Source organism: Steroidobacter cummioxidans, assembly GCF_003104955.1.
In genome coordinates, this window is record NZ_LSRW01000029.1 from 1 (window position 1) to 19,187 (window position 19,187).

Consider the following 19,187-nt stretch of genomic DNA (forward strand, 5'->3'; position numbering starts at 1 on the left):
GCAGCGTCAGATGTGTATAAGAGACAGCGCGTATGTTCCGCGAATTCTTCCGCTTCGAGCTGAGTTATCAGCTGCGCTCGCCGTTGCCCTGGGTCGTCGGGCTGGTGTTCGCGCTGCTGGCATTCGCCGCCACCACGAGCGAAATCATCACCATCGGCGAGGGCATCGGCAATGCCCATCGCAACGCGCCGTATGTCATCCTGACGTTCCTCAATATTGTGTTTTTCGACGCTCGGCATGTTCGTTGCCGTCGCGTTGATCGCGCAGCCGCTGCTGCGTGACTTCGAGCTGGGCACCGAAGAGCTGTTCTTCAGCAAGCCGCTGAACAAGGCGACTTATCTGTGGGGCCGGTTCGCGGCTGGCTCGCTCATGGCGCTGATCGTCATGACAATCACGGCACTGGGCATGATGCTTGGCGCGTTCATGCCCTGGATCGATCCACAACGACTCGGGCCATTCACGCTGGCGCCGTACCTGTGGGGTTTCGGCGTCATCGTCATTCCGAATCTGCTGTTCACGGGCGCGCTGCTGGCTCTGCTCGCTGTGACGACGCGGCGGTTGCTCCTGGTGTTCATTGGCATCGTGGCGTTCCTGGTGCTGTTCTTGATCGCCGGCGCGCTCACCAAGGACATTCAATATCAGACGATCTCCGCGCTGATCGATCCGCTCGGCGGCGACTCGATCTCTCAGGTCATGCGCTACTGGTCGGTGGCCGAGCGCAACACGCAGCTGCCGGAGCTGAGTGGTCTGGTGTTGTTCAATCGGTTGATCTGGGCCGGTGTGGCAGGGGGCATGCTGCTGGCGACCCAGTTGCTTGTTTTCAAAAAAACCGCAAGCGGCAGCGGGCGAAAGAAGCATTGGTGGCAGCGCTCGCGCAAGAGTGAGGATGTGGTTGCCTCCGTGCCAAGCACTGCTGTGCGACCTGTGGGGAAACTTTTCGCCGCGCCGCGCTCGTTCGATGCCTCGACTGCATTCGGGCAGTTCGTGCATCTGGTGTGGTTCGATACGAAGTCGGTGCTGCGGAGTATTCCGTTCCTGGTGCTGCTGGCGTTCGGCATGATCAACTATCTCGGCAGCTCGCTGGCGATGGATAACACGTTCGGCACGCCCATCCATCCGGTCACGGCGCTGATGATGCAGTCCATGCAGGGCAGCTATCAGTTCCTGCTGATCATCATCGTCACGTTCTACGCAGGCGATGTGTTGTGGCGGGAGCGTGATGCGAAGCTCGCGGAAGTGACCGATTCGTTGCCGGTGCCGAACTGGGTGCCGTTGCTGTCGAAGCTGGGCGCCATCACCGCGGTGGTCATCGCCTTCATCCTGTTCGGTGTGCTGGCTGCGATCGGCTATCAGCTATGGCATGGCTACACCAACCTCGAGCCACTGCTTTATTTGCAGGCCGCGTTCATCGATTCCTGGCCGTTCGTGCTGATGGGCGTGTTGGCGCTGTTCCTGCAGATCGTCAGCAACCAGAAGTTCATCGGTTATCTGCTGCTCATTCTGGTGTTGCTGGCGCAGATCGTGCTGAGCCAGATTGGCTACGAGCACAATTTGTACATCTACGGCGGCTCGCCGGTGATGACGTACTCGGACATGAATGGCTATGGTCATCTGCTGCAGCCGTGGGCCTGGTTCCAAATGTACTGGACGCTGTTTGCCGCAATGCTGATCGTCCTCGCGAATGCATTCTGGGTGCGAGGCACGGCGTCGCGGTGGAGTCTTCGCTGGCGCGAGGCGCTACGGAGTCTGCGCGGCCCGCAGGCTGCCGTGCTCGCAAGTCTGTCACTGGCGTTCGTCGTCACGGGCGGCTGGATTTTCTATAACACCAACATCATCAACGAATACCTGCCCGAGGACGCTGCGCTGGATCGTCAGGCGCGCCTGGAAAAGGAATATCGTCGGTTCAAGGATCTGCCGCAGCCGCGCGTCCTCGATGTGCGGACCGATGTGGATATCTATCCCGAAGAGTTGCGCTCGGTAGTTCGTGGTCACTATCGCTTGGTCAACAAGCACGAGGTGGCGATTCCTGAGTTGCACGTGTACACGCCGGTCAATTCACGGATTCAGGTGACCGCGCCAGAGGTGGTCCTGAAGAAGGAAGATCGCGAAGCGGGCCTGCGAATCTACGTGCTACGCGAGCCGTTGGCGCCGGGCGCGTCGATGGACTTCGATTTCACCCTCGAGCGCGCCGAGCGGGGCTTCACCAACAGCGGCATGCCGCCGTCGACAGGCGCGGGCGACCTGCGCTCGACGCTCAATGCCAATGGCACGTTCTTCAACAGCAACGAGATGCCGCATTTCGGTTACGACGAGTCGCGTCAGATCCTGGATCGAAACGAGCGTCGCAAGCGGGGTTTGGGTGACGTGCCGCGCAAGCCGAAGCTCGAAGACGCGCATGCCCGCTACAGCATGGGCATCGTCGATTCCGACTGGATCAACTTTGAAGCGACGGTGAGCACCAGCGCCGACCAGATCGCGCTCGCGCCTGGCTATTTGCAGCGAGAATGGACCGAGAACGGCCGGCGCTACTTCCATTACAAGATGGACCGGCCGATGCTGCCGTTCTACTGCTTCCTGTCGGCGCGCTGGGAGGTGAAGCGCGGCGAGTGGCACGGCTTGCCCATCGAGATCTATCACGATCCCAAGCACACGTATAACGTCGACCGCATGATCGATGCGACCCGCAAGTCGCTCGATTACTTCACGACGAATTTCTCGCCGTACCAGCACAAGCAGGTGCGCATTCTCGAGTTCCCGCGCTACGCGAGGTTCGCGCAGAGCTTTGCGAATACCATTCCGTTCTCGGAGAGCATTGGCTTCATCGCCGATCTCACCGATCCGGACAGCATCGACTATGTGTTCTACGTGACTGCGCACGAGATGGCGCATCAATGGTGGGGTCATCAGGTGATCGGCGCAGACGTGCAGGGCCAGACCATGCTGATGGAATCGCTGTCGCAGTACTCGGCGCTGATGGTCATGGAAAAAGAATATGGTCGCGAGCACATGCGTCGCTTCCTCAAGTACGAGCTGGACCGATATCTACGCGGCCGCGGCGGCGAGCTGATCGAAGAGTTGCCGCTGATGCGGGTCGAGGATCAGCAATACATTCACTACGCCAAGGGCTCGCTGGTGCTGTATCGGCTGCGTGATGAAATTGGCGAGGAGAATCTCAACCGGGCACTGGCAAACTTCACCCGAGACAAGGCGTACCAGCAGGCGCCGTACACGACGACGCTCGAGCTGGTCGACTACATTCGTGCGCAGACGGCGCCCGAAAAGTATGCGCTCATCGATGAGTTGCTCGCCAAGATCATCTTCTACGACAACCGCGTTGTCTCGACGACGGTGACGCCCCGCAATGGCAAGTTCGACGTAACCATCGAATACCAGGCTGCCAAGCGGGAGAGCGATGGCATGGGACGTGAGACGGAGCTCGCGTTGGATGATTGGATCGAGGTCGGCGTGTTTGTACGCGGCAAAGGTGAGAGCGAGCGCATGGAGAAGCCGCTCTATCTGGAGCGCAAGCTGATTACGCAGCCGAGTGGCAAGTTCACCGTGACAGTAGACCAGATGCCTTATGAAGTTGGCTTCGATCCCTACAACAAACTCATCGATCGTCTGCCGGACGACAATCGCAAGATCGTGAAGCTCGGCACTGTGGCCCGGGCGCCCGCCGCATCGGAGCCGGCTGCGGGCAAGACTTGAATGAAAACGGGCGCAGCCTTCGCCAGGCTGCGCCCGTTGCGCTTTCCTACGTGCGAGGCGGGATCAATCCAAACCGTCCGCTCTGATAATCGCGGAACGCCTGTTCGATTTCTTCGCGCGTATTCATCACGAACGGACCATAGCGCGCGACCGGCTCGTGCAACGGCTTGCCGGACAGCAACAGGATCTCCGCCGGGGCGCTCTCATCGGCACTCACCTTGATGTTCACCGAGTCGCCCGAGTCTTCCAGCAGCGCCGCCTGTCCTTCCGCGACCTTGCGTTGATCGCTGCCGATGGTCGCTTTGCCTTTGAAGACATACAGCAAGCCACTTTGCTCGGCCGGCACGGACTGCAGCAGCTCGCCGCCGGGCTGAATCGTGAAATGCAGCATCTGAATTGGCACTCGCGTGTCGATGCGCGCTGACTTGCCGAGGGACTCGCCAGCGATGACGCGAACCTGCACGCGGCCATCGGCAGTGGTCGCCTGCGGAATGTCCGAGGCGCGCAAGGTCTGATAACGCGGCGTCATCATCTTGTCGACGGCCGGCAGGTTCACCCAGATCTGGAAGCCTTCCTGATTGCCGCCTTCGCGATGAAAGCGCTCGGTCGGCATCTCGGCATGAATCACGCCGCCACCGGCAGTCATCCACTGCACGTCGCCCGGACGCAGCACGTCGGCATTGCCGAACGAGTCGCGATGCTCGTTCTCGCCTGCGAGCACGTACGTCACGGTCTCGAAGCCGCGATGCGGATGATCGGGCGCGCCCAAGGCGGCACCTGGCGGCCATTGCACCGGGCCGAGGTGATCGATCAGCAGGAACGGATCGAAGTGGCTGAAACCCTGGATGGGAAACGGCCGACGCACCGGAAAGCCGCCGCCTTCGATGGTGCTCAGCGACTGCACTGTCCGGGCGACTCGTCGCGGCTGGGTAGCAGGGTTTGAAGCTAACGGGTTGATGGCGTTCATGGCGTTATCCTGCCAGCTTTCATGGAGCCACATCTGTGCGTGACAAGGCATGACACTTATCACGCCGCATCATGACCGCACTGCGCGCCGGGCGCAGCTCGTCGTCCGTTGGCGACCTGCTGTGTTCGGGACGGCGAAGCGTTAATCTCGCGCTCTTTACATAGCACTGCGGCTCCGAGGGTTTTCGATGACCGTCAAAATGCTGGTCAATATCGATGTCGACGATTTGGCCAAAGCCACCGATTTCTATTGCAAGGCTTTCAATCTGCAGGTCGGCCGCCGTTTCGGCGCGGACGCAGTCGAGTTGCTGGGCGGCACGTCGCCGATCTATCTGCTGGTGAAGCCCAATGGCACGACCGCGTCGGCGACCAGCCGACATCTGCGCTCCTACGCGCGTCACTGGACGCCCGTGCACCTGGATTTCGTGGTCGAGGAGATCGAAGGCGCTTTGGATCGCGCCCGCAACGCCGGGGCGCGCCTGGAGACCCAGGTGAAGACCAACAACTGGGGCAAGATCGCCATGCTGGCCGATCCGTTCGGCCACGGCATCTGCCTGATCGAGTTTGTCGGCCGCGGCTACGACGAGATCGCCACCAGCAGCGATCAGAAGCAGCGCTGAGGTGATGTCATGGCATTGGTCTGCTGGAAATGCGGCGCCTCTCTGGCGGACCTCAGCCTGCCCCTGCGTCGCCTCGACGAATGCCGCCAGTGCCACGCCGAGCTGCACGTTTGCAAGCTATGCGAGTGGTACAGCATCAGTGTCGCGAAACATTGTCGCGAGCCGATCGCAGAGGAAGTGAAAGACAAGGAGCGGGCGAACTTCTGCGACTACTTCAAGCCGCGCGAAGACGCGTACTCCGTCAAGGGCACGGATGCCGCTGCGAAGGCGCAGGCAGAGCTGGATGCGCTGTTTGGCGGCGGAGCCAAGCAGGCCGATGCGCTGCCGGAGCCGTCCGCCGCGGACAAGGCTCGCGCCGAGCTTGAAGCGCTGTTTGGCAAGAAAAAGTAACGAGTTGCTGCGGCTCAGGGCGTCAGGAATCTGCACTTGACGCTGCGTGACTTGCTGAGCTTCGTATCCAGGGTGGCCAGCGGCAGCTGTAACGCTTCAGCCAACGCTACGTACCACGCGTCATAACTGGTGATGGTGTGCCGCAGATCCCAGATGCGTTCGGCAAATGGATCGAAGCCGAAGGTTTCCAGGTTGAGTTGCATCAGATCGTCCTGCGCGGCATTCGCTTCGGCGGAGGAGATGTGTTTGGTGCGTTCTAGGCGACGCAGGATGTTAGTCGTCTCGACGCGAGCCAGCTCCGGTACGTGCAGCGATCCAGACAACAGAATGTTTTCGGCCCACGCGCCTCGCTCGCTGGAGTCGATCAGTGCGGCTACCAGGACCGAAGCGTCGACGACCACGCTCATCGCCGGTCGGCGTCCCGGTGCCTCATGATTTCGGCTGCGGAAACCTGATTGTTTGCGGCGCGTTTTCTTCTGCGCACTTGCTCCACCCACGATTCGACCGAGGGGCGCGCAGCAATACGCTCCAGCTCGGCGCGCAGGTATTCCTGCATGGACTTGCCCTGCAGAGCAGCCCGCGAGGCCAGCTCGTCCCGGACCTGTTCCGGGATGTCGCGGATGGTAATCTGAACGGTCATGCTGGCATTATGCCAGCAACAAGGTCGTTTTGCATCAGGCGGTGGTCACTCACTCCGCCGGCGGCGGGTGCACGTCGCCCGAGGCTTGGGCTTCCTTCTCCAGCCACTGCATTACGCCGGAGACCATCGGATCATTCAGCCGGCGTGGTAAGCACACGGCGTAGATCGCGTACTCGGAGGTCACTTCGTTTTCGAACACCTTCACCAGGCGTCCAACCGCAAGCTCCGCGGCCGCAAATACCTCCGACGCAATAGCGACGCCCTGGCCGGTGAGTGCCGCTTGGAGCATGGAATTGCGATCGCCGCAGACGATGCCGCGGCGGGCGTCGATTCCTTTGGCGCCGACGGCGTCGAGCCAGCGCGTCCACGAGCGGTGCGAGTCGTCGTGCAGCAGCGTGAAATGCCGCAGGTCGCTGATTGTTTTCAACGGTGGGCCGCCTTTCAGCAGGCTCGGTGCACACACCACGATCTCCCGCGGACGAAACAGCGGCACGACATGCAGGCCGGGATAGTGACCGCTGCCGAAACGAATGCCGATATCGACATCTTCACGCGCGAAATCCACCAGTTGCGCCGTCGTTATCACTTGAAGATCGACTTCTGGGAACAACATAGAGAACGAGCGTACGCGGGGCATCAGCCAGCGCGCGTTGAACGAAGAGAACGTAGAAATGGTCAGCTTCCGCCGCACTGTCGGCGTCGATACATCTTCGAGTGCACTAGCCAGCCGATCGAATGCGGCCCGGGTTCCCTCCGCCAGGAGCGCACCCTGAGCGGTCAGTCTTAACCCCCGCGGCAGGCGCTCGAACAGCTTCACGCCGAGCCGCTCCTCGAGCTGCTTTACCTGCCGGCTCACGGCTGCGTGGGTCACGTTCATTTCTTCCGCCGCGGCGCTCAGGTTCAGGTTCCGGGCGGCCACATCGAAGGCCCGCAGGGGCCCCACTGGTATGCGCTTCATGGCAGTCGCAAGGATGGCTATTGGTATGACTTTAAATCATAGATTGCAGACACAAAGTATCGCTATTCGCGGTAAAAGGCCAGGATCACACTACGCCTCCATTACCGAGATGCATATCTCGACGGAGGTTTTTATGGACGAGTACCTGTTCATGACCCTGGCCAAGCTGAAAGCGGACCGCCTGCAACTGGAGCGGGAACAGCGCCTCGCGGCGCCCGATCCCGAGCAGCTTCGTCTCGAGTGGGCTGAGCCGGTCGATACCCATCGACCGGCGGCCCGCTGGTTTTCGCAGCAGCCTATATGGAGGGATCAGTCATGAGAACGGCACTGACATTGGCAGCGGCAGTGGTCATCAATGTGACCGCACTGGCCGCAATGGGATGGGACGTGAACCAGGCGCAGCGAGCGCCCGGTGGAGAGGTCTCCATCACTCAGATCGAGGAGCCGACCCAGGTCGCGGCAGTGGCGCCGGCGAAGGTCGACGGTCAGGTCGTACGGACTGCCAGCAGTCTGTAGCGATCGTAAGGAACGCAGGAGAGTGTCATGGCTTTCGTATTGATCACGCTGAGCGCGTCGCTGATCCTCAACCTGGCAGTGTTGACCTTGTTGAAGATCGGTTTGCGAAATGATGCGCGTGGTGGCGGGGCGGCCGATTTTTCCGGCCGCCTGCCGTGTTGACGATCGCTCGACCCACCGATGCGCGCTGTCATCAGCTCATGCGGCTTTGGCCATGCCAGCCACCAGCCGCCCGAGCTTCTCGATGGCGCGCTCGATGGTCGGCGTCCACAGCATGCCGCAGCTGATGCGGATGTAATTGCGGTAGTCTGCCTTCGCAGAGAACACCAGGCCCGGCGCGATGCCAATGCGGCTCGCCAGCGCGGTACGAAACAATTCCGCGCCATCCACGCCCGCGGGCAATTCGATCCACAGCACGATGCCCCCACTGGGCCGCGCCACGCGAGTGCCGGGCGGAAAGTAACGAATGATCGCGTCGACCGCGCTCTGCGAGTTCGCAGCCAGCGTCGTGCGCACGCGACGCAAATATCGATCGTATCCGCCGCTCGCGTAGTAACGAGCGAGCACCAATTGTTGCAACGTCGGGGATGCGACCGACGAGAAGAATTTGGCGCGCGCGATGTCAGCATGGAATTGCGGCGACACCGCCCAGCCGATCCGATAGCCCAGCGCGATGGTCTTGGACACCGAGCCGCAGGAAATCACCAGGCCCGCGTCGTCATACGCACGCAACGACGTTGGGCGAGTATTGCCGTAGTGCAGATCGCCGTAGATGTCATCTTCGATGATGGGCACTTCGGCGGCGCTGAGAATCGACACGATCTCGCGCTTCGCGTCGTCGGGCGTGACACTGCCGGTGGGGTTGTTGAAGTTCGGCATCAGGACGGCCGCGGCGAGCCGCGTCGTGCGTGCGATATTTCTGACAGCGTCGACGTCGATGCCGGTGCTGGTGTGATTCGGCACTTCGACGACTTTCAGTCCGAGGTATTCGACGACTTGCAATACGCCGAAATAGGTGGGCGACTCTACCAGCACAGTGTCGCCGGCCTTGCACAACACCTGCAGCGACATGGTGATCGCGTCCATCGCACCGCCGGTGATTACGACGTGCGCAGGATCGGCGGGAGCGCCGGCGAACGTCATGCGCTTGGCGACTTGTCGACGCAGCTCCTCGTGACCGGGCGGCAGCAAACATTCGCCGGCGTGAGCGGGATGGTCGCGCAACACTTCGCGAATCAGATTGTTGAGTCGTTGATTCGGATACAGCGTCGGCGAAGTGAACGCACCGTTGAGCTGCAGGATGTCGGGCCGAGCCAGCGCTTCGCGACAGGTGTCGAGGGTTTCGGCGGCGATGGAAACAGGTCGACGGGAGCGGCTGACTTTGGGGCGCGGCGCCGGCACAGTCGCGCGCGTCGGCGGACGGACATAGAAACCGGACTGCGGCCGCGCTTCGATCAGCCCGACGTTTTCCAGGTGCAGGTAAGCCTGCACCACCGTCGAGATACTGACCTTCGCCGTGCGGCTCATGGAGCGCACCGAAGGAATGCGCTCATTACCCCGCAAGGCGCCGCTGGCGATCTGCGCTTCGACCATGCGCGCGACGCGTTCGTAGAGCAGCGGTTCTTCGGCAGACATGAGCCACCTCAACTGTATTGGTCGTGGGTCAGTATACCTGAGTCTGTACTGCTTGCCAGCATCCGCTAAGGTACTGAACCGCGCCAAAGGATTTTTCCATGTCTCTGCCAGCCACCCCGACCCGTTTGTCGGTGGGCATGCTCGTTGCCTTCGCCGCCATCTATTTCTTTTGGGGCACCACCTACCTGGCCATCGCGATCGCCATTTCGCGAGATTTCCGCCATTTCATCAGCGGCGCCCGGGCGTTTTNNNTNGTGCTTGCCGGGCTGGTCATGTACGCCTGGCTGCGCTGGCGCGGTTCGAAACCGCTGGCGAATGTCGATTGGAAGATGGCAGCGCTCACCGGCGTACTGCTCACGGGCGTGGGCAATGGTTTGGTGGTGTGGGCTCAGCAAGGCATTCCTTCGGGCATCGCTGCGCTGATCGTCACGGCCGTGCCGGTTATCGTGCTGCTGTTGGATTGGGTGTTCTTCAGCAAACGCGCGCCGACGCGTCAGGCCTTGATTGGCACGACCGTTGCTGTCGCCGGCGTCGTGGCCATCGTCACGCACACGCGCTCGCTGTCGGGTGAGGCGAATCCGTTGTACGTGATCTCACTATTGTTGGCGACGGTGGGCTGGAGCTTCGGCACGTTGATTCAGAAGCGAGCGGTGCAGCCGGGCGCGGTGCTGAGCTTCACGTGCGCGCAGATGTTGTTTGGCGGAGTGTTTCAGCTGTTCATGTCGGTCGTGGACGGCGAGTGGGCGCATTTCGATCCCTCGGCGGTCACGTGGAGTTCGCTGGCTGCGGTCGCGTATCTGATCGTGTTCGGCAGCATCGTCGGCCTCAATTGTTATTTGTGGCTGCTGACCAAGGTAGCGGCGCCGAAAGTCGCGACCTACGCGCTGGTCAATCCGGTGGTGGCGCTGCTGCTCGGTGCGCTGGTGCTGAACGAGACCCTCACACCGCTGGCGATCATGGCGACGGTGCTGGTGCTGGCGGGCGTTGCGCTGGTGCTGTTCCAGGACGTGTTGAAGCCGTCGCGTCTCAGGTCGTTTGTGACGCGGCGAGGGCCTGCAGTCGCTCCCGGTGAATGACGTAGAGGCCGCTGGCAACGATGATGGCGGCGCCGATCAGCATGCGTTGGTTCGGCACCGTCATCCATAGCAGCCAGTCGAACAGCATGCCCCAGGCGAGCGCTGTGTATTCGAGCGGGGCGATCACCGGCGGTGCCGCCAATCGGAACGCTTCAGTGATGAAATGCTGACCGATTGCGCCGGACACGCCGATGATCGCGATCCAGTGCCAGTGATGCCACAACACTGGCACCCAGTTGCCGACGGCAAGAACGCCCGCGAACGCGGCGGTGAGAAGCAGCGGCCAGAACATGGTCGCCGCGCTGGTTTCCGTCGCCTTGAGCACGCGAATCATCAGCACCCCGAGCGCATAAGTCGCGGCCGAAGCGACAGCGGCCACTCCGCCGAGCAGCGCTGCGCCTCCCAAAGCCGCGCCGTCGCCACCCGGTTGCACGACGACGAGTACACCGATCATGCCGACGATGACCGCGAGCCATCGGTGCCAGCCGACGCGCTCACCGAAGAAGGGTACGGACAACGCCGTGATGAGCAGCGGCCCGGACATGAAGATGGTGTACGCAGTGGCTAACGAAAGCCGGCTCACCGCGTAGACAAAAAGGTAGAGCGTCGTGACTTGCAGTACACCCCGCAGCAGATGCAAGCCCCAGCGATTCGGCACCAGATCGCGCCAGCGGCCGACCGTGGCAGTTGCGAGTAGCAGAAAAGGCAGCGAGGCGAGGGCGCGAATGAACGTCACCTGCATGGCAGGATACGTTTCGGCCAGGCGTTTCATGCTCAGATCCATGATGGCGAAAGTCGCCACCGCGGCCAGCATGCTGAGAATTCCTCGGACATTACTCGCAGGCATAAGGAACGCATGCTAACGCGGCGCGCCACAACGCGGCTAGAATGTGCCTGCTACTAGTTCTCGAGCTCGAATCATGCGCCAAGTTTTCATCTGCGATGCCATCCGCACTCCCATCGGCCGCTACGGCGGCGCTCTCGCCAACGTGCGTGCCGACGATCTCGGCGCGGTTCCCATCAAGGCGCTGATCCAGCGCAATCCCAAAGTCGATTGGGCCGCCGTCGACGATGTTTACTACGGCTGCGCCAATCAGGCGGGCGAAGACAATCGCAACGTCGCCAGAATGGTGGCGCTGCTCGCCGGCCTGCCGGACGCGGTGCCGGGCGCGACCATCAATCGTCTGTGCGGCTCGGGCCTGGACGCGGTGAATCTCGCCGCCCGCGCGATCCGTTGCCACGAAGCCGAGCTGATGATTGCCGGCGGCGTGGAAAGCATGACGCGTGCGCCGTTCGTGATGGGCAAGGCTGACAGCGCGTTCTCACGGTCCGCGAAGATCGAGGACACGACTATCGGCTGGCGCTTCGTCAATCCGTTGATGAAGGCGAAGTTTGGCATCGACTCGATGCCGGAGACGGCCGAGAACGTTGCGGCGGAGTTCGGCATCGCGCGCGCCGATCAGGACGCGTTTGCTCTGCGCAGTCAGCAGCGTTATGCACGCGCGCACGCTGCGAAGTTTTTCGACAGCGAGCTCACGCCGGTCGAGATTCCGCAGAAGAAAGGCGACCCCATCAAGTTCATCGCCGACGAGCATCCGCGCGAGACCTCGCTGGAAGCGCTGGCGAAGCTGAAAGGCGTGGTCAGGCCCGATGGCACGGTGACGGCGGGCAACGCGTCCGGCGTCAATGACGGCAGCTGTGCGGTGTTGTTGGCGAGTGAAGAAGCAGCCGCCAAGTACGGTTTGAAAATGCGTGCCCGCGTGATCGCGACGGCGGTTGCTGGCGTCGCGCCTCGCATCATGGGCATTGGGCCGGCGCCGGCCACGCAGAAAGTTCTGAAGCTCGCCAAGCTCGAGATCGGGCAGATGGATGTGATCGAGCTGAACGAAGCATTCGCTGCGCAGGGTCTGGCAGTGACCCGTCAACTCGGCTTGCCCGACGGTGCCGAGCACGTGAATCCGAATGGTGGCGCGATCGCCATCGGTCATCCGCTTGGCGCCAGCGGCGCGCGTCTGGTCACGACGGCGCTCAATCAACTGGAGAAGACCTCGGGTCGCTACGCTCTATGCACGATGTGCATCGGCGTGGGCCAGGGCATCGCCATGGTGATCGAGCGCGTCTAGCGCTCGATTACCGACAGGAGGCCTGGCACTCGCGCAACTCGGTGCGACAGATACTCTGAGCATCGCGCTCGTTGCGATAACAGTCGTAGCGCATCGACGCGATGTTCTGTTGCATGACGTCGATGCATACGTTGTAGTGCTGAACGAAGCGGTCCGTGAAATTTCCCGGACCGCGCCTGCCGCCGGCGTTGCGGAAATAACTGCAAAAGTAGGTGTAGTCGGCATTGCGCATCGTCATCGGGTCGCGCCCGCTGTTGGCGGCCTTGCGCGAGCATTCCTGCCGCGCCTGACGCACCTCGCTGTTGCAGGTCCCGTTGAAAATCTCGCACTGATTGATGCAAGCCCGGCGGGCTGACTCGGCGGGCGTTGGCTGTTCGGCGGCGGCGGCCGTTTTTTCCACGGCGGTACCGGTGTCTGCAGCGACGCTGATGCTGAACCAGGCCAGCGCTGCGCATAAACTTCCCAACCACACCACGGCTTTGCCGTTCATTTTCTCATTGCCCCGCGTTTGATTGGGGCATCGTCGCCAGCGCAGTAGCGGCTCGTCAATACACTGTCGGGCAATGCTGGACATAGGTACTAGTCGGCGCGCGGCGACTGGGGAACCCAACAGCGTTGCCGCAGGTCTTCTGGGTATCCGCAAATATTCCCAGTTGCGGCGGGTCCCACTAGTTGATCGCGGGGCCTGCCGCGTTATGCTGCGGCGTGTCCCGTCCGCGACTGTCACCGAAAGCGCACCGTCATGAGTCAACAGTCCGAAGAGCTCCTGCCTGAGTCGGCCGCCTCGGCCGACGGTGCGCCCAGCGCGCGCATCTTGCACATGAAGGGGCGGCATTACGACTTACAGAAAGCCATTCAGCAGCGCGCGCAGGAATCCGTTGAGCGTGAGGCCGCGCTCGACCACGAACAGCATCGCCCGAAGCCCCTCAAGTGGGCCATTGCGCTGGTCATTGCCGCGATTCCCATATTCCTGACCCTGACCGCGGTGGATAGCTTCCTGCGGGTTTTCCATAAATACATGGGTACGGTCTCCGCGCAGGCTCAACAGCAGCAAGAGCAGGCCGAGGCGGAAGCCGCCGCGGCGGCAGCGGCTGCTGAAGCGGCCGCGCCTTTGATCTCCAATGAGCCCGGCGTCATCCTGCTGCAGCCGTTGCGTGCGCCCGAGGACCCGCAGACGCAGTCCGCGACGCCGCAGGCTTCGCAATCCAACCCTGCAACCGATCCTAAAAAATAAATGCGCCGGTTGGGGCGCCGCGCCTGGGCCGCGTCGCTGGTTCTGATCATTCTCGTCGCTGGCAGCGTTGCGCTGCTGCTCAATCGCCAGTCCGAATCGCCTGTCGAGATTTCTGCACCGAATGCGTCGGTGCCCGCGGCTGCCCAGGTTCCGGCCGCTTTCGTTGACGAATCAGCATGTGCCAATTGCCATGCCGACCAGGTGCAGGCGTGGCAGGGCTCGCATCACGATCTGGCCATGCAGGAGGCGAATGCCTCGACCGTGCTTGGCAATTTCAACAATGCCAGCTTTACCAAAGACGGCGTCCGCACCCGGTTCTTTCAGCGTGACGGCAAGTACTGGATCAACACGGACGGAACCGACGGCCAGCCCGCCGACTTCGAGGTCAAGTACACGTTCGGTGTCGAGCCGCTTCAGCAATATCTGATCGAGCTGGACGGTGGCCGGCTGCAGTCGTTCACGATCGCGTGGGACGTTCGTGGCCGGCGCTGGTTTCATCTGTATCCCAACGAGCGCATCGATCATCTCGATCCGCTGCATTGGACCCAGCCTTCGCAGAATTGGAATTTCATGTGCGCGGAGTGTCACTCCACGGACGTGAAGAAGAATTTCGATCCACAGACCAACAGCTATCACACGACCTGGGCGCAGATCGATGTCGGCTGCCAGGCGTGTCATGGCCCCGCGTCCACGCACCTGGCGGCGGCGGTGCCCGGCAAGAAAGATTTCGCTGTGGACTTCGCTGCGCCCGATGCGACCGCTCAGATCGAAACGTGTGCGCGCTGTCATTCACGCCGGTCGGTGATCTCCAGCGACTATCGTCATGGCGAGCGCTTGATGCAGACGCATCTGCCGGCGTTGCTCACGGATGATTTGTATTTTCCGGACGGACAGATTCGAGACGAGGTGTTCGAGTACGGCTCGTTCCTGCAATCGAAGATGCATGCCAAGGGCGTTCGCTGCAGCGACTGTCACGAGCCACATTCCCTGCAGTTGCGGCGTGAAGGAAATCAGCTGTGCGCCGGATGTCACAACGCCGCCGCGCCGGCAGCGCGAACCAGTATCGATGTCTCCGGGCTGCACAAGAAAGATTACGACTCGCCCGCCCATCACTTTCACCAGCCGGGCAAGCCGGGCTCGCAATGCGTGGATTGCCATGCGCCGACGCGCGTGTATATGCAGATGGACCCACGTCGCGATCACGGCTTCCGGATCCCGCGACCGGATATTTCCGTGCGCTTGGGCACGCCGAACGCCTGCACTGGCTGTCATGAGAAGCAAGGGGCGAAATGGGCGGCGGACCAAGTCGCGAAGTGGTACGGCCCGAACCGGCGCCAGGAAGCGACTTTTGCGGAAGCCTTTGCGTGGTATCGTGACGCGCAGGGTGTCAACGGAGTGCGGCCTGTTCGCTCGGCCACTCCCGAGTTGCTGAGTCAGCTATCGAACATTGCTACGGACGCGAGCGAACCCGCCGTCGTCCGCGCCTCGGCAATCGATAGGCTCACGACCTATCCCGGCGAGCAAGCGCTGGGTGTATTGAACTCATCCGTGCGGGACACAAACCCGCTTGTGCGCGCAGCGGCTGCAGATGCGTTCAGTGCGTACCCGCCGGCACAGCGTGCAGCGCTGTTGCCGCTACTCGCGGATCCAGTGCGAGCGGTGAGAATCGCGGCGATCGCATCGGCGCCTCTGGAGAGCTTGAGTCCGTCGGCAGTGGCCGAATACGAGCGTGCTCAGATGGAAAACGCCGATCAGCCCGGCGCGCACATCAACATCGGCAATCTGCGAACATCGCTCGGTCAGGCGGCCGAAGCCGAGGCCGCTTATCAAACAGCGATTCGCCTCGATCCCACGTTCAGCCCCGCGTACGTAAATCTTGCCGATCTGAAGAGTCGCTGGGGTGAGAACGGTGTGGCGATTGCAGTGTTGCAGGCCGGGCTGGAAGCCCAGCCCGGGCAGGGCTCGCATGCCGCGGCCTTACATCATTCCCTGGGGCTGGCATTGATCCGCGAGCGGCGCTACGACGATGCGATTGCCGAGTTCACGGCAGCGGCTCGGCAGGCGCCGGCCGAGATCCGTTACAAGTATGTGCTGGGGGTCGCTCTGTACGACACGGGCAAGAAAAAGGAGGGCTTGCAGACGCTGAAAAACGCCCTCCGTCTGCGACCGTATGATCGCGAGCTGCTGACTGCGCTGGCCGCTTATGCACGCGAGGCCGGAGACGAAACGGCCGCGAACGACTACATGAGCCGGCTACAGCACGCCGTACCGTAGCAATTCTGCTACCCTCCGCCCCCTTCCCGGGCTGGGGATGCGAGATCAATGATCGTCGATTGGCTGCCGACTCCTTCGCAGCACTTCCTGGTCAGCGCGATTGCGCTCCTCGTCTATATCCTCACCAGTCGCGCGCTGGATCAGCGGCGGGCGCCGACCTCTGCAATTGCCTGGGTGCTCGGTCTGGCGCTGGTTCCCTATGTCATGTTGCCGCTGTACCTGTTGTTCGGGCAGCGCAAGCTCAAGCCGGTTGCGCTCCCGTATGTGGGTGTGGTCGTCGAAGGACCGCATTGGGCGGCGGAATTGATCGAAAGCTTCGGTCTCGCGCCGCCTTCGGTATGCAAAGTTCACTTGCACGCAGACGGCGGGCAGGCGCGTGACGCGTTGTTCAAGCTCATAGACGACGCGCGCCAGACCATCGATATCAGCACCTTCATCATTGGCAATGACGCGTTCGGTCGTGATGTCGTCGCGCGCCTTGCGCGTCGTGCGCGAGAGGGCGTGCAAGTGCGTCTGCTGCTCGATGGCTTCTTTGCCGTCCTTGTGCCGCGTCGCTATAAGCGAGAACTGAAAGCGGCTGGTGCGAAGGTCGCGGTGTTTCGTCCTTTCTTCAGCTTGCGCCGGCTCGGGCCGCGTAACTTGCGCAATCATCGCAAGCTGGTGGTCGTCGACGATCGTTTCCTCTGGTGCGGCGGTCGCAACCTTGCCGCCGAATATTTTCTCGGCGACGGACGAGGCGCGCTCTGGCCGGATCTGTCGTTCGATCTGGAAGGACCGGTCGCGGTGGCCGCGGGCCGTCAGTTCGATCTGGATTGGAACATCACCCACCTGCGAATGCCGATTCGCGCGCGCACCCCGGAGGTGATCGAAGGGGGCGAGCTGGCGCAATTTCTCCCGAGCGGCCCCGATCAGGTCGAGGACACGGCGCAATCTCTGCTGATCGACGGCTGTTATCGCGCCCGGCGCCGGCTGCTGATCGTCACCCCGTATTTCGTGCCCGACGACAGCTTGCGTGCGGCGATGCGTCTAGCGGCGCGACGGGGCGTGAAGGTGACGATTGCGATCCCGCGCCGCTCGAATCATTTGTTAGCGGACTTCGTACGCTCACGGCCGATGCGGGATCTGGCCGCCGCCGGGGTGGAGTTTCGACTGCTGCCGCGGATGGTGCACGCCAAGGCCGTCGTAATCGACGAAACCCTGGCTCTGTGCGGCTCGATCAACCTGGACTTGCGAAGTCTGCTGCTCAACCACGAAGCCGCGGTGGTGTTCTATGGTCGGCAGTCCATCGATTGGCTGGCGGACTGGATTGCGGCGACAGCGCAGCACGGTGAGTTGTATCGAGCGCAGCCGCCCGGACTGCTGCGAGACATCGCTGAAGGCGTGCTACTTACGGTTGCCTTTCAGTTGTAGGACCGTCGAACGACAGCTTCAATCCCACCATCTCGGCCGCGCGCACTACATCCACCAGGCGCGTGAGCTGCAGCTTTTTCATCATCTTGGCCCGTTCGGATTTGATGGTGCGCTCACAGGCACCGACTTCCACGGCGACTTGTTTGTTGAGCTTGCCTTCGGCGACGCCAGCGAAGACCGCGCGCTCCCGATCGGTCAGTGTTCTATAGCGCTCCAGCAGCCCGCTGACTTCGGTGTGCGCGGCGTAGCGACGCAACGCCACCTTGCGCGCATGATCGATCGCCTCCAGCAGCTGCTCGCCGGGCACCGGTTTGACCAGGATATCCAGCGCGCCGGATTTCATGACCCGCACGCTGGTGGGAATGTCGGCGTAGGCGCTGACGAAAATCACTGGCAGTACCGAGTCGTCCCCAACCAGGCGTTCGAACATCGCCAGCCCGTCGCCATCCGGCATGCAGATATCCAGCAATACGCAGCCTGGCGAGCCATCCGCCTCGGTACGCTCGAATTCGGCCAGCGTGGCGTACCCCATGGCCCGAATGTTTTTCGAGCGGAGCAATCTGAGCACGCTGGTGCGGAAGCTGTCGTCGTCATCGACGATGTGAACGACGAAGCGCTCCGCCGCGGTGCACTCCCGGTCGTTGTCGCGATCATCCCCTGTTTCCATCCGCGCTGTTACCTCTCCCTCAGGTACGTTCACCCCGCCTGGAGCGGAATCGTGAACTTGAAGGCGGCACCCCCGGCGGAGGTTCCCTCCTGCCAGATTTTGCCGCCGTGTGCGTGCACGATGGTGCGCGCGATCGCCAGTCCCAACCCCATGCCTTCCTGCTTGGTACTGAAAAACGAATCGAAAATCCTGGGTCGATATGCCGCCGCGATGCCCGGGCCCGTGTCGGTGACCGTGATGGCCGCGAAGTATTTGTCATAACGACTGGTGGTGACGTCCAGAATACGCTCTGTGGTGCCGTTTGCGGTATTAGAGGCCATCGCATCCATGGCATTCATCATCAGATTCAGCAGCACCTGTTCCAGATGAATGGCATCGCCATGGATCGGCGGCAGCGAGGGGTCGAGGCGGCTGCGCACCGTCACCAGCCTTTTGCGCGCCACGGGTTGAATCAGGGTCAGCGCGGTGGCGGCCACCTCGTTCAGGTCCAGCATCGTGGTCTGTAATTCGCGACGCTTCAGCAGCGAATGCAAATGGCGCACGATATCGTTGGCTCGCAAGTCGTCGCGCCGGATATCTGCGAGCATGCGGCGGATCTCATCGAGCGGCGGCTGCGGCTGACTGAGCAGACTTTCGGCAGCGTCCGCGTTGGTCAGGATGGCGCTGAGCGGCTGGCTGATTTCGTGCGCGATCGAGCCTGCGATCTCGCCGACCAGCGCCAGGCGCCCGGCATGGGTATCGGCGCTTTGCAAATGACGGGCTGCGAATTGCGCCGAGCGAAACCGACGGTCACGAACTGCCCAAAAGGCAAGCACGGCGCTTTGCGCCAGCACTAACAACACTAGCAATGACAACAGGACAGGTTGTCCCACGGGAGTGACGCCGCAAACGATCAGTGGCGGTGTGGATCGGAAAACGCACAACTTTGCCCATTCCTCGTATGTACGGCTGTGAGGATTCGGCAACAATT

19 protein-coding genes and 1 pseudogene are annotated in these 19,187 nt (G+C 62.0%); 11 read left to right on the forward strand and 9 right to left on the reverse strand.

What is annotated here, in order from left to right; translation table 11 throughout:
- The first annotated feature begins 32 nt into the window (after window positions 1-32).
- Window positions 33-3,708: pseudogene (locus D0550_RS16015) on the forward strand (ABC transporter permease/M1 family aminopeptidase).
- Between the two features lie 46 nt (window positions 3,709-3,754).
- Here the strand turns inward: D0550_RS16015 and D0550_RS16020 are convergent.
- Window positions 3,755-4,675, reverse strand: a complete 921-nt coding sequence (locus tag D0550_RS16020) for a pirin family protein (protein WP_116810252.1) — start codon at window positions 4,673-4,675, stop codon at window positions 3,755-3,757.
- Between the two features lie 187 nt (window positions 4,676-4,862).
- Between D0550_RS16020 and D0550_RS16025 the strand changes: the two genes are divergently transcribed.
- Both D0550_RS16025 and D0550_RS16030 read left to right on the forward strand, forming a co-directional pair.
- On the forward strand, window positions 4,863-5,294 hold the full coding sequence (locus tag D0550_RS16025; RefSeq protein WP_116810203.1) for a VOC family protein: 432 nt from the start codon (window positions 4,863-4,865) through the stop codon (window positions 5,292-5,294).
- 9 nt (window positions 5,295-5,303) lie between these two features.
- Window positions 5,304-5,684, forward strand: a complete 381-nt coding sequence (locus D0550_RS16030; protein ID WP_174842500.1) for a hypothetical protein — start codon at window positions 5,304-5,306, stop codon at window positions 5,682-5,684.
- 14 nt (window positions 5,685-5,698) lie between these two features.
- Here the strand turns inward: D0550_RS16030 and D0550_RS16035 are convergent, their stop codons facing one another.
- The 3 genes from D0550_RS16035 to gcvA are packed head-to-tail and all read right to left on the reverse strand — an operon-like array spanning window position 5,699 to window position 7,282.
- Entirely contained in the window at window positions 5,699-6,091 is a 393-nt protein-coding gene (locus D0550_RS16035) for a type II toxin-antitoxin system VapC family toxin (RefSeq protein ID WP_116810204.1), read from the reverse strand.
- Window positions 6,088-6,324, reverse strand: coding sequence for a FitA-like ribbon-helix-helix domain-containing protein (locus D0550_RS16040; RefSeq protein ID WP_116810205.1), 237 nt, complete (start codon window positions 6,322-6,324; stop codon window positions 6,088-6,090). The genes D0550_RS16035 and D0550_RS16040 overlap by 4 nt, the downstream gene beginning before the upstream one ends.
- A 49-nt stretch (window positions 6,325-6,373) precedes the next feature.
- Entirely contained in the window at window positions 6,374-7,282 is a 909-nt protein-coding gene (gcvA, locus tag D0550_RS16045) for a transcriptional regulator GcvA (protein WP_116810206.1), read from the reverse strand.
- Between the two features lie 133 nt (window positions 7,283-7,415).
- On the opposite strand from gcvA, the gene D0550_RS34625 reads away from it, so the two are divergent.
- From D0550_RS34625 to D0550_RS36410, 3 genes are read left to right on the forward strand one after another with little or no spacing between them, the layout of a single operon-like run.
- Window positions 7,416-7,601: a hypothetical protein gene (locus D0550_RS34625; protein ID WP_153067201.1), complete on the forward strand. Its 186-nt coding sequence runs from the start codon at window positions 7,416-7,418 to the stop codon at window positions 7,599-7,601.
- Window positions 7,598-7,798 carry a hypothetical protein gene (locus D0550_RS16055; protein WP_116810208.1) on the forward strand — a complete coding sequence of 67 codons (201 nt, stop codon included), beginning with the start codon at window positions 7,598-7,600 and terminating at the stop codon, window positions 7,796-7,798. Before D0550_RS34625 ends, D0550_RS16055 begins: the two co-directional genes overlap by 4 nt.
- A gap of 27 nt (window positions 7,799-7,825) precedes the next feature.
- Window positions 7,826-7,960 (forward strand): hypothetical protein, encoded by a 135-nt coding sequence (locus D0550_RS36410; RefSeq protein ID WP_275129247.1) that lies wholly within the window; start codon window positions 7,826-7,828, stop codon window positions 7,958-7,960.
- A gap of 36 nt (window positions 7,961-7,996) precedes the next feature.
- On the opposite strand, the gene D0550_RS16060 is transcribed toward D0550_RS36410, so the two are convergent.
- Window positions 7,997-9,433 (reverse strand): aminotransferase-like domain-containing protein, encoded by a 1,437-nt coding sequence (locus D0550_RS16060; RefSeq protein WP_116810209.1) that lies wholly within the window; start codon window positions 9,431-9,433, stop codon window positions 7,997-7,999.
- A gap of 137 nt (window positions 9,434-9,570) precedes the next feature.
- Here D0550_RS16060 and D0550_RS16065 point away from each other — a divergent pair, with 137 nt between their 5' ends.
- Window positions 9,571-10,509, forward strand: coding sequence for an EamA family transporter (locus D0550_RS16065; RefSeq protein WP_422664260.1), 939 nt, complete (start codon window positions 9,571-9,573; stop codon window positions 10,507-10,509).
- On the opposite strand, the gene D0550_RS16070 is transcribed toward D0550_RS16065, so the two are convergent.
- Window positions 10,460-11,356 (reverse strand): DMT family transporter, encoded by an 897-nt coding sequence (locus D0550_RS16070; protein WP_116810211.1) that lies wholly within the window; start codon window positions 11,354-11,356, stop codon window positions 10,460-10,462. The two genes, D0550_RS16065 and D0550_RS16070, sit on opposite strands and share 50 nt — an antisense overlap.
- Window positions 11,357-11,429: 73 nt before the next feature.
- Between D0550_RS16070 and pcaF the strand changes: the two genes are divergently transcribed.
- Window positions 11,430-12,632 (forward strand): 3-oxoadipyl-CoA thiolase, encoded by a 1,203-nt coding sequence (pcaF, locus tag D0550_RS16075; RefSeq protein WP_116810212.1) that lies wholly within the window; start codon window positions 11,430-11,432, stop codon window positions 12,630-12,632.
- A 7-nt stretch (window positions 12,633-12,639) separates the two neighbouring features.
- Here the strand turns inward: pcaF and D0550_RS16080 are convergent, their stop codons facing one another.
- The gene (locus D0550_RS16080) at window positions 12,640-13,122 is read right to left on the reverse strand and encodes a hypothetical protein (protein ID WP_116810213.1); all 483 of its coding nucleotides are present in this window, start codon (window positions 13,120-13,122) and stop codon (window positions 12,640-12,642) included.
- Between the two features lie 252 nt (window positions 13,123-13,374).
- On the opposite strand from D0550_RS16080, the gene D0550_RS16085 reads away from it, so the two are divergent.
- From D0550_RS16085 to D0550_RS16095, 3 genes are read left to right on the forward strand one after another with little or no spacing between them, the layout of a single operon-like run.
- Window positions 13,375-13,866, forward strand: a complete 492-nt coding sequence (locus D0550_RS16085) for a hypothetical protein (RefSeq protein WP_116810214.1) — start codon at window positions 13,375-13,377, stop codon at window positions 13,864-13,866.
- The gene (locus D0550_RS16090; RefSeq protein ID WP_116810215.1) at window positions 13,867-16,140 is read left to right on the forward strand and encodes a cytochrome c3 family protein; all 2,274 of its coding nucleotides are present in this window, start codon (window positions 13,867-13,869) and stop codon (window positions 16,138-16,140) included.
- Window positions 16,141-16,188: 48 nt separating this feature from the next.
- Window positions 16,189-17,550, forward strand: a complete 1,362-nt coding sequence (locus D0550_RS16095; protein ID WP_116810216.1) for a phospholipase D-like domain-containing protein — start codon at window positions 16,189-16,191, stop codon at window positions 17,548-17,550.
- Here the strand turns inward: D0550_RS16095 and D0550_RS16100 are convergent.
- Entirely contained in the window at window positions 17,528-18,217 is a 690-nt protein-coding gene (locus D0550_RS16100) for a response regulator transcription factor (RefSeq protein ID WP_116810217.1), read from the reverse strand. The two genes, D0550_RS16095 and D0550_RS16100, sit on opposite strands and share 23 nt — an antisense overlap.
- A gap of 29 nt (window positions 18,218-18,246) precedes the next feature.
- A complete protein-coding gene (locus D0550_RS16105) occupies window positions 18,247-19,089 on the reverse strand; it encodes a sensor histidine kinase (protein WP_161965858.1) in 843 nt (280 codons plus the stop codon).
- Between the last annotated feature and the right edge of the window lie 98 nt (window positions 19,090-19,187).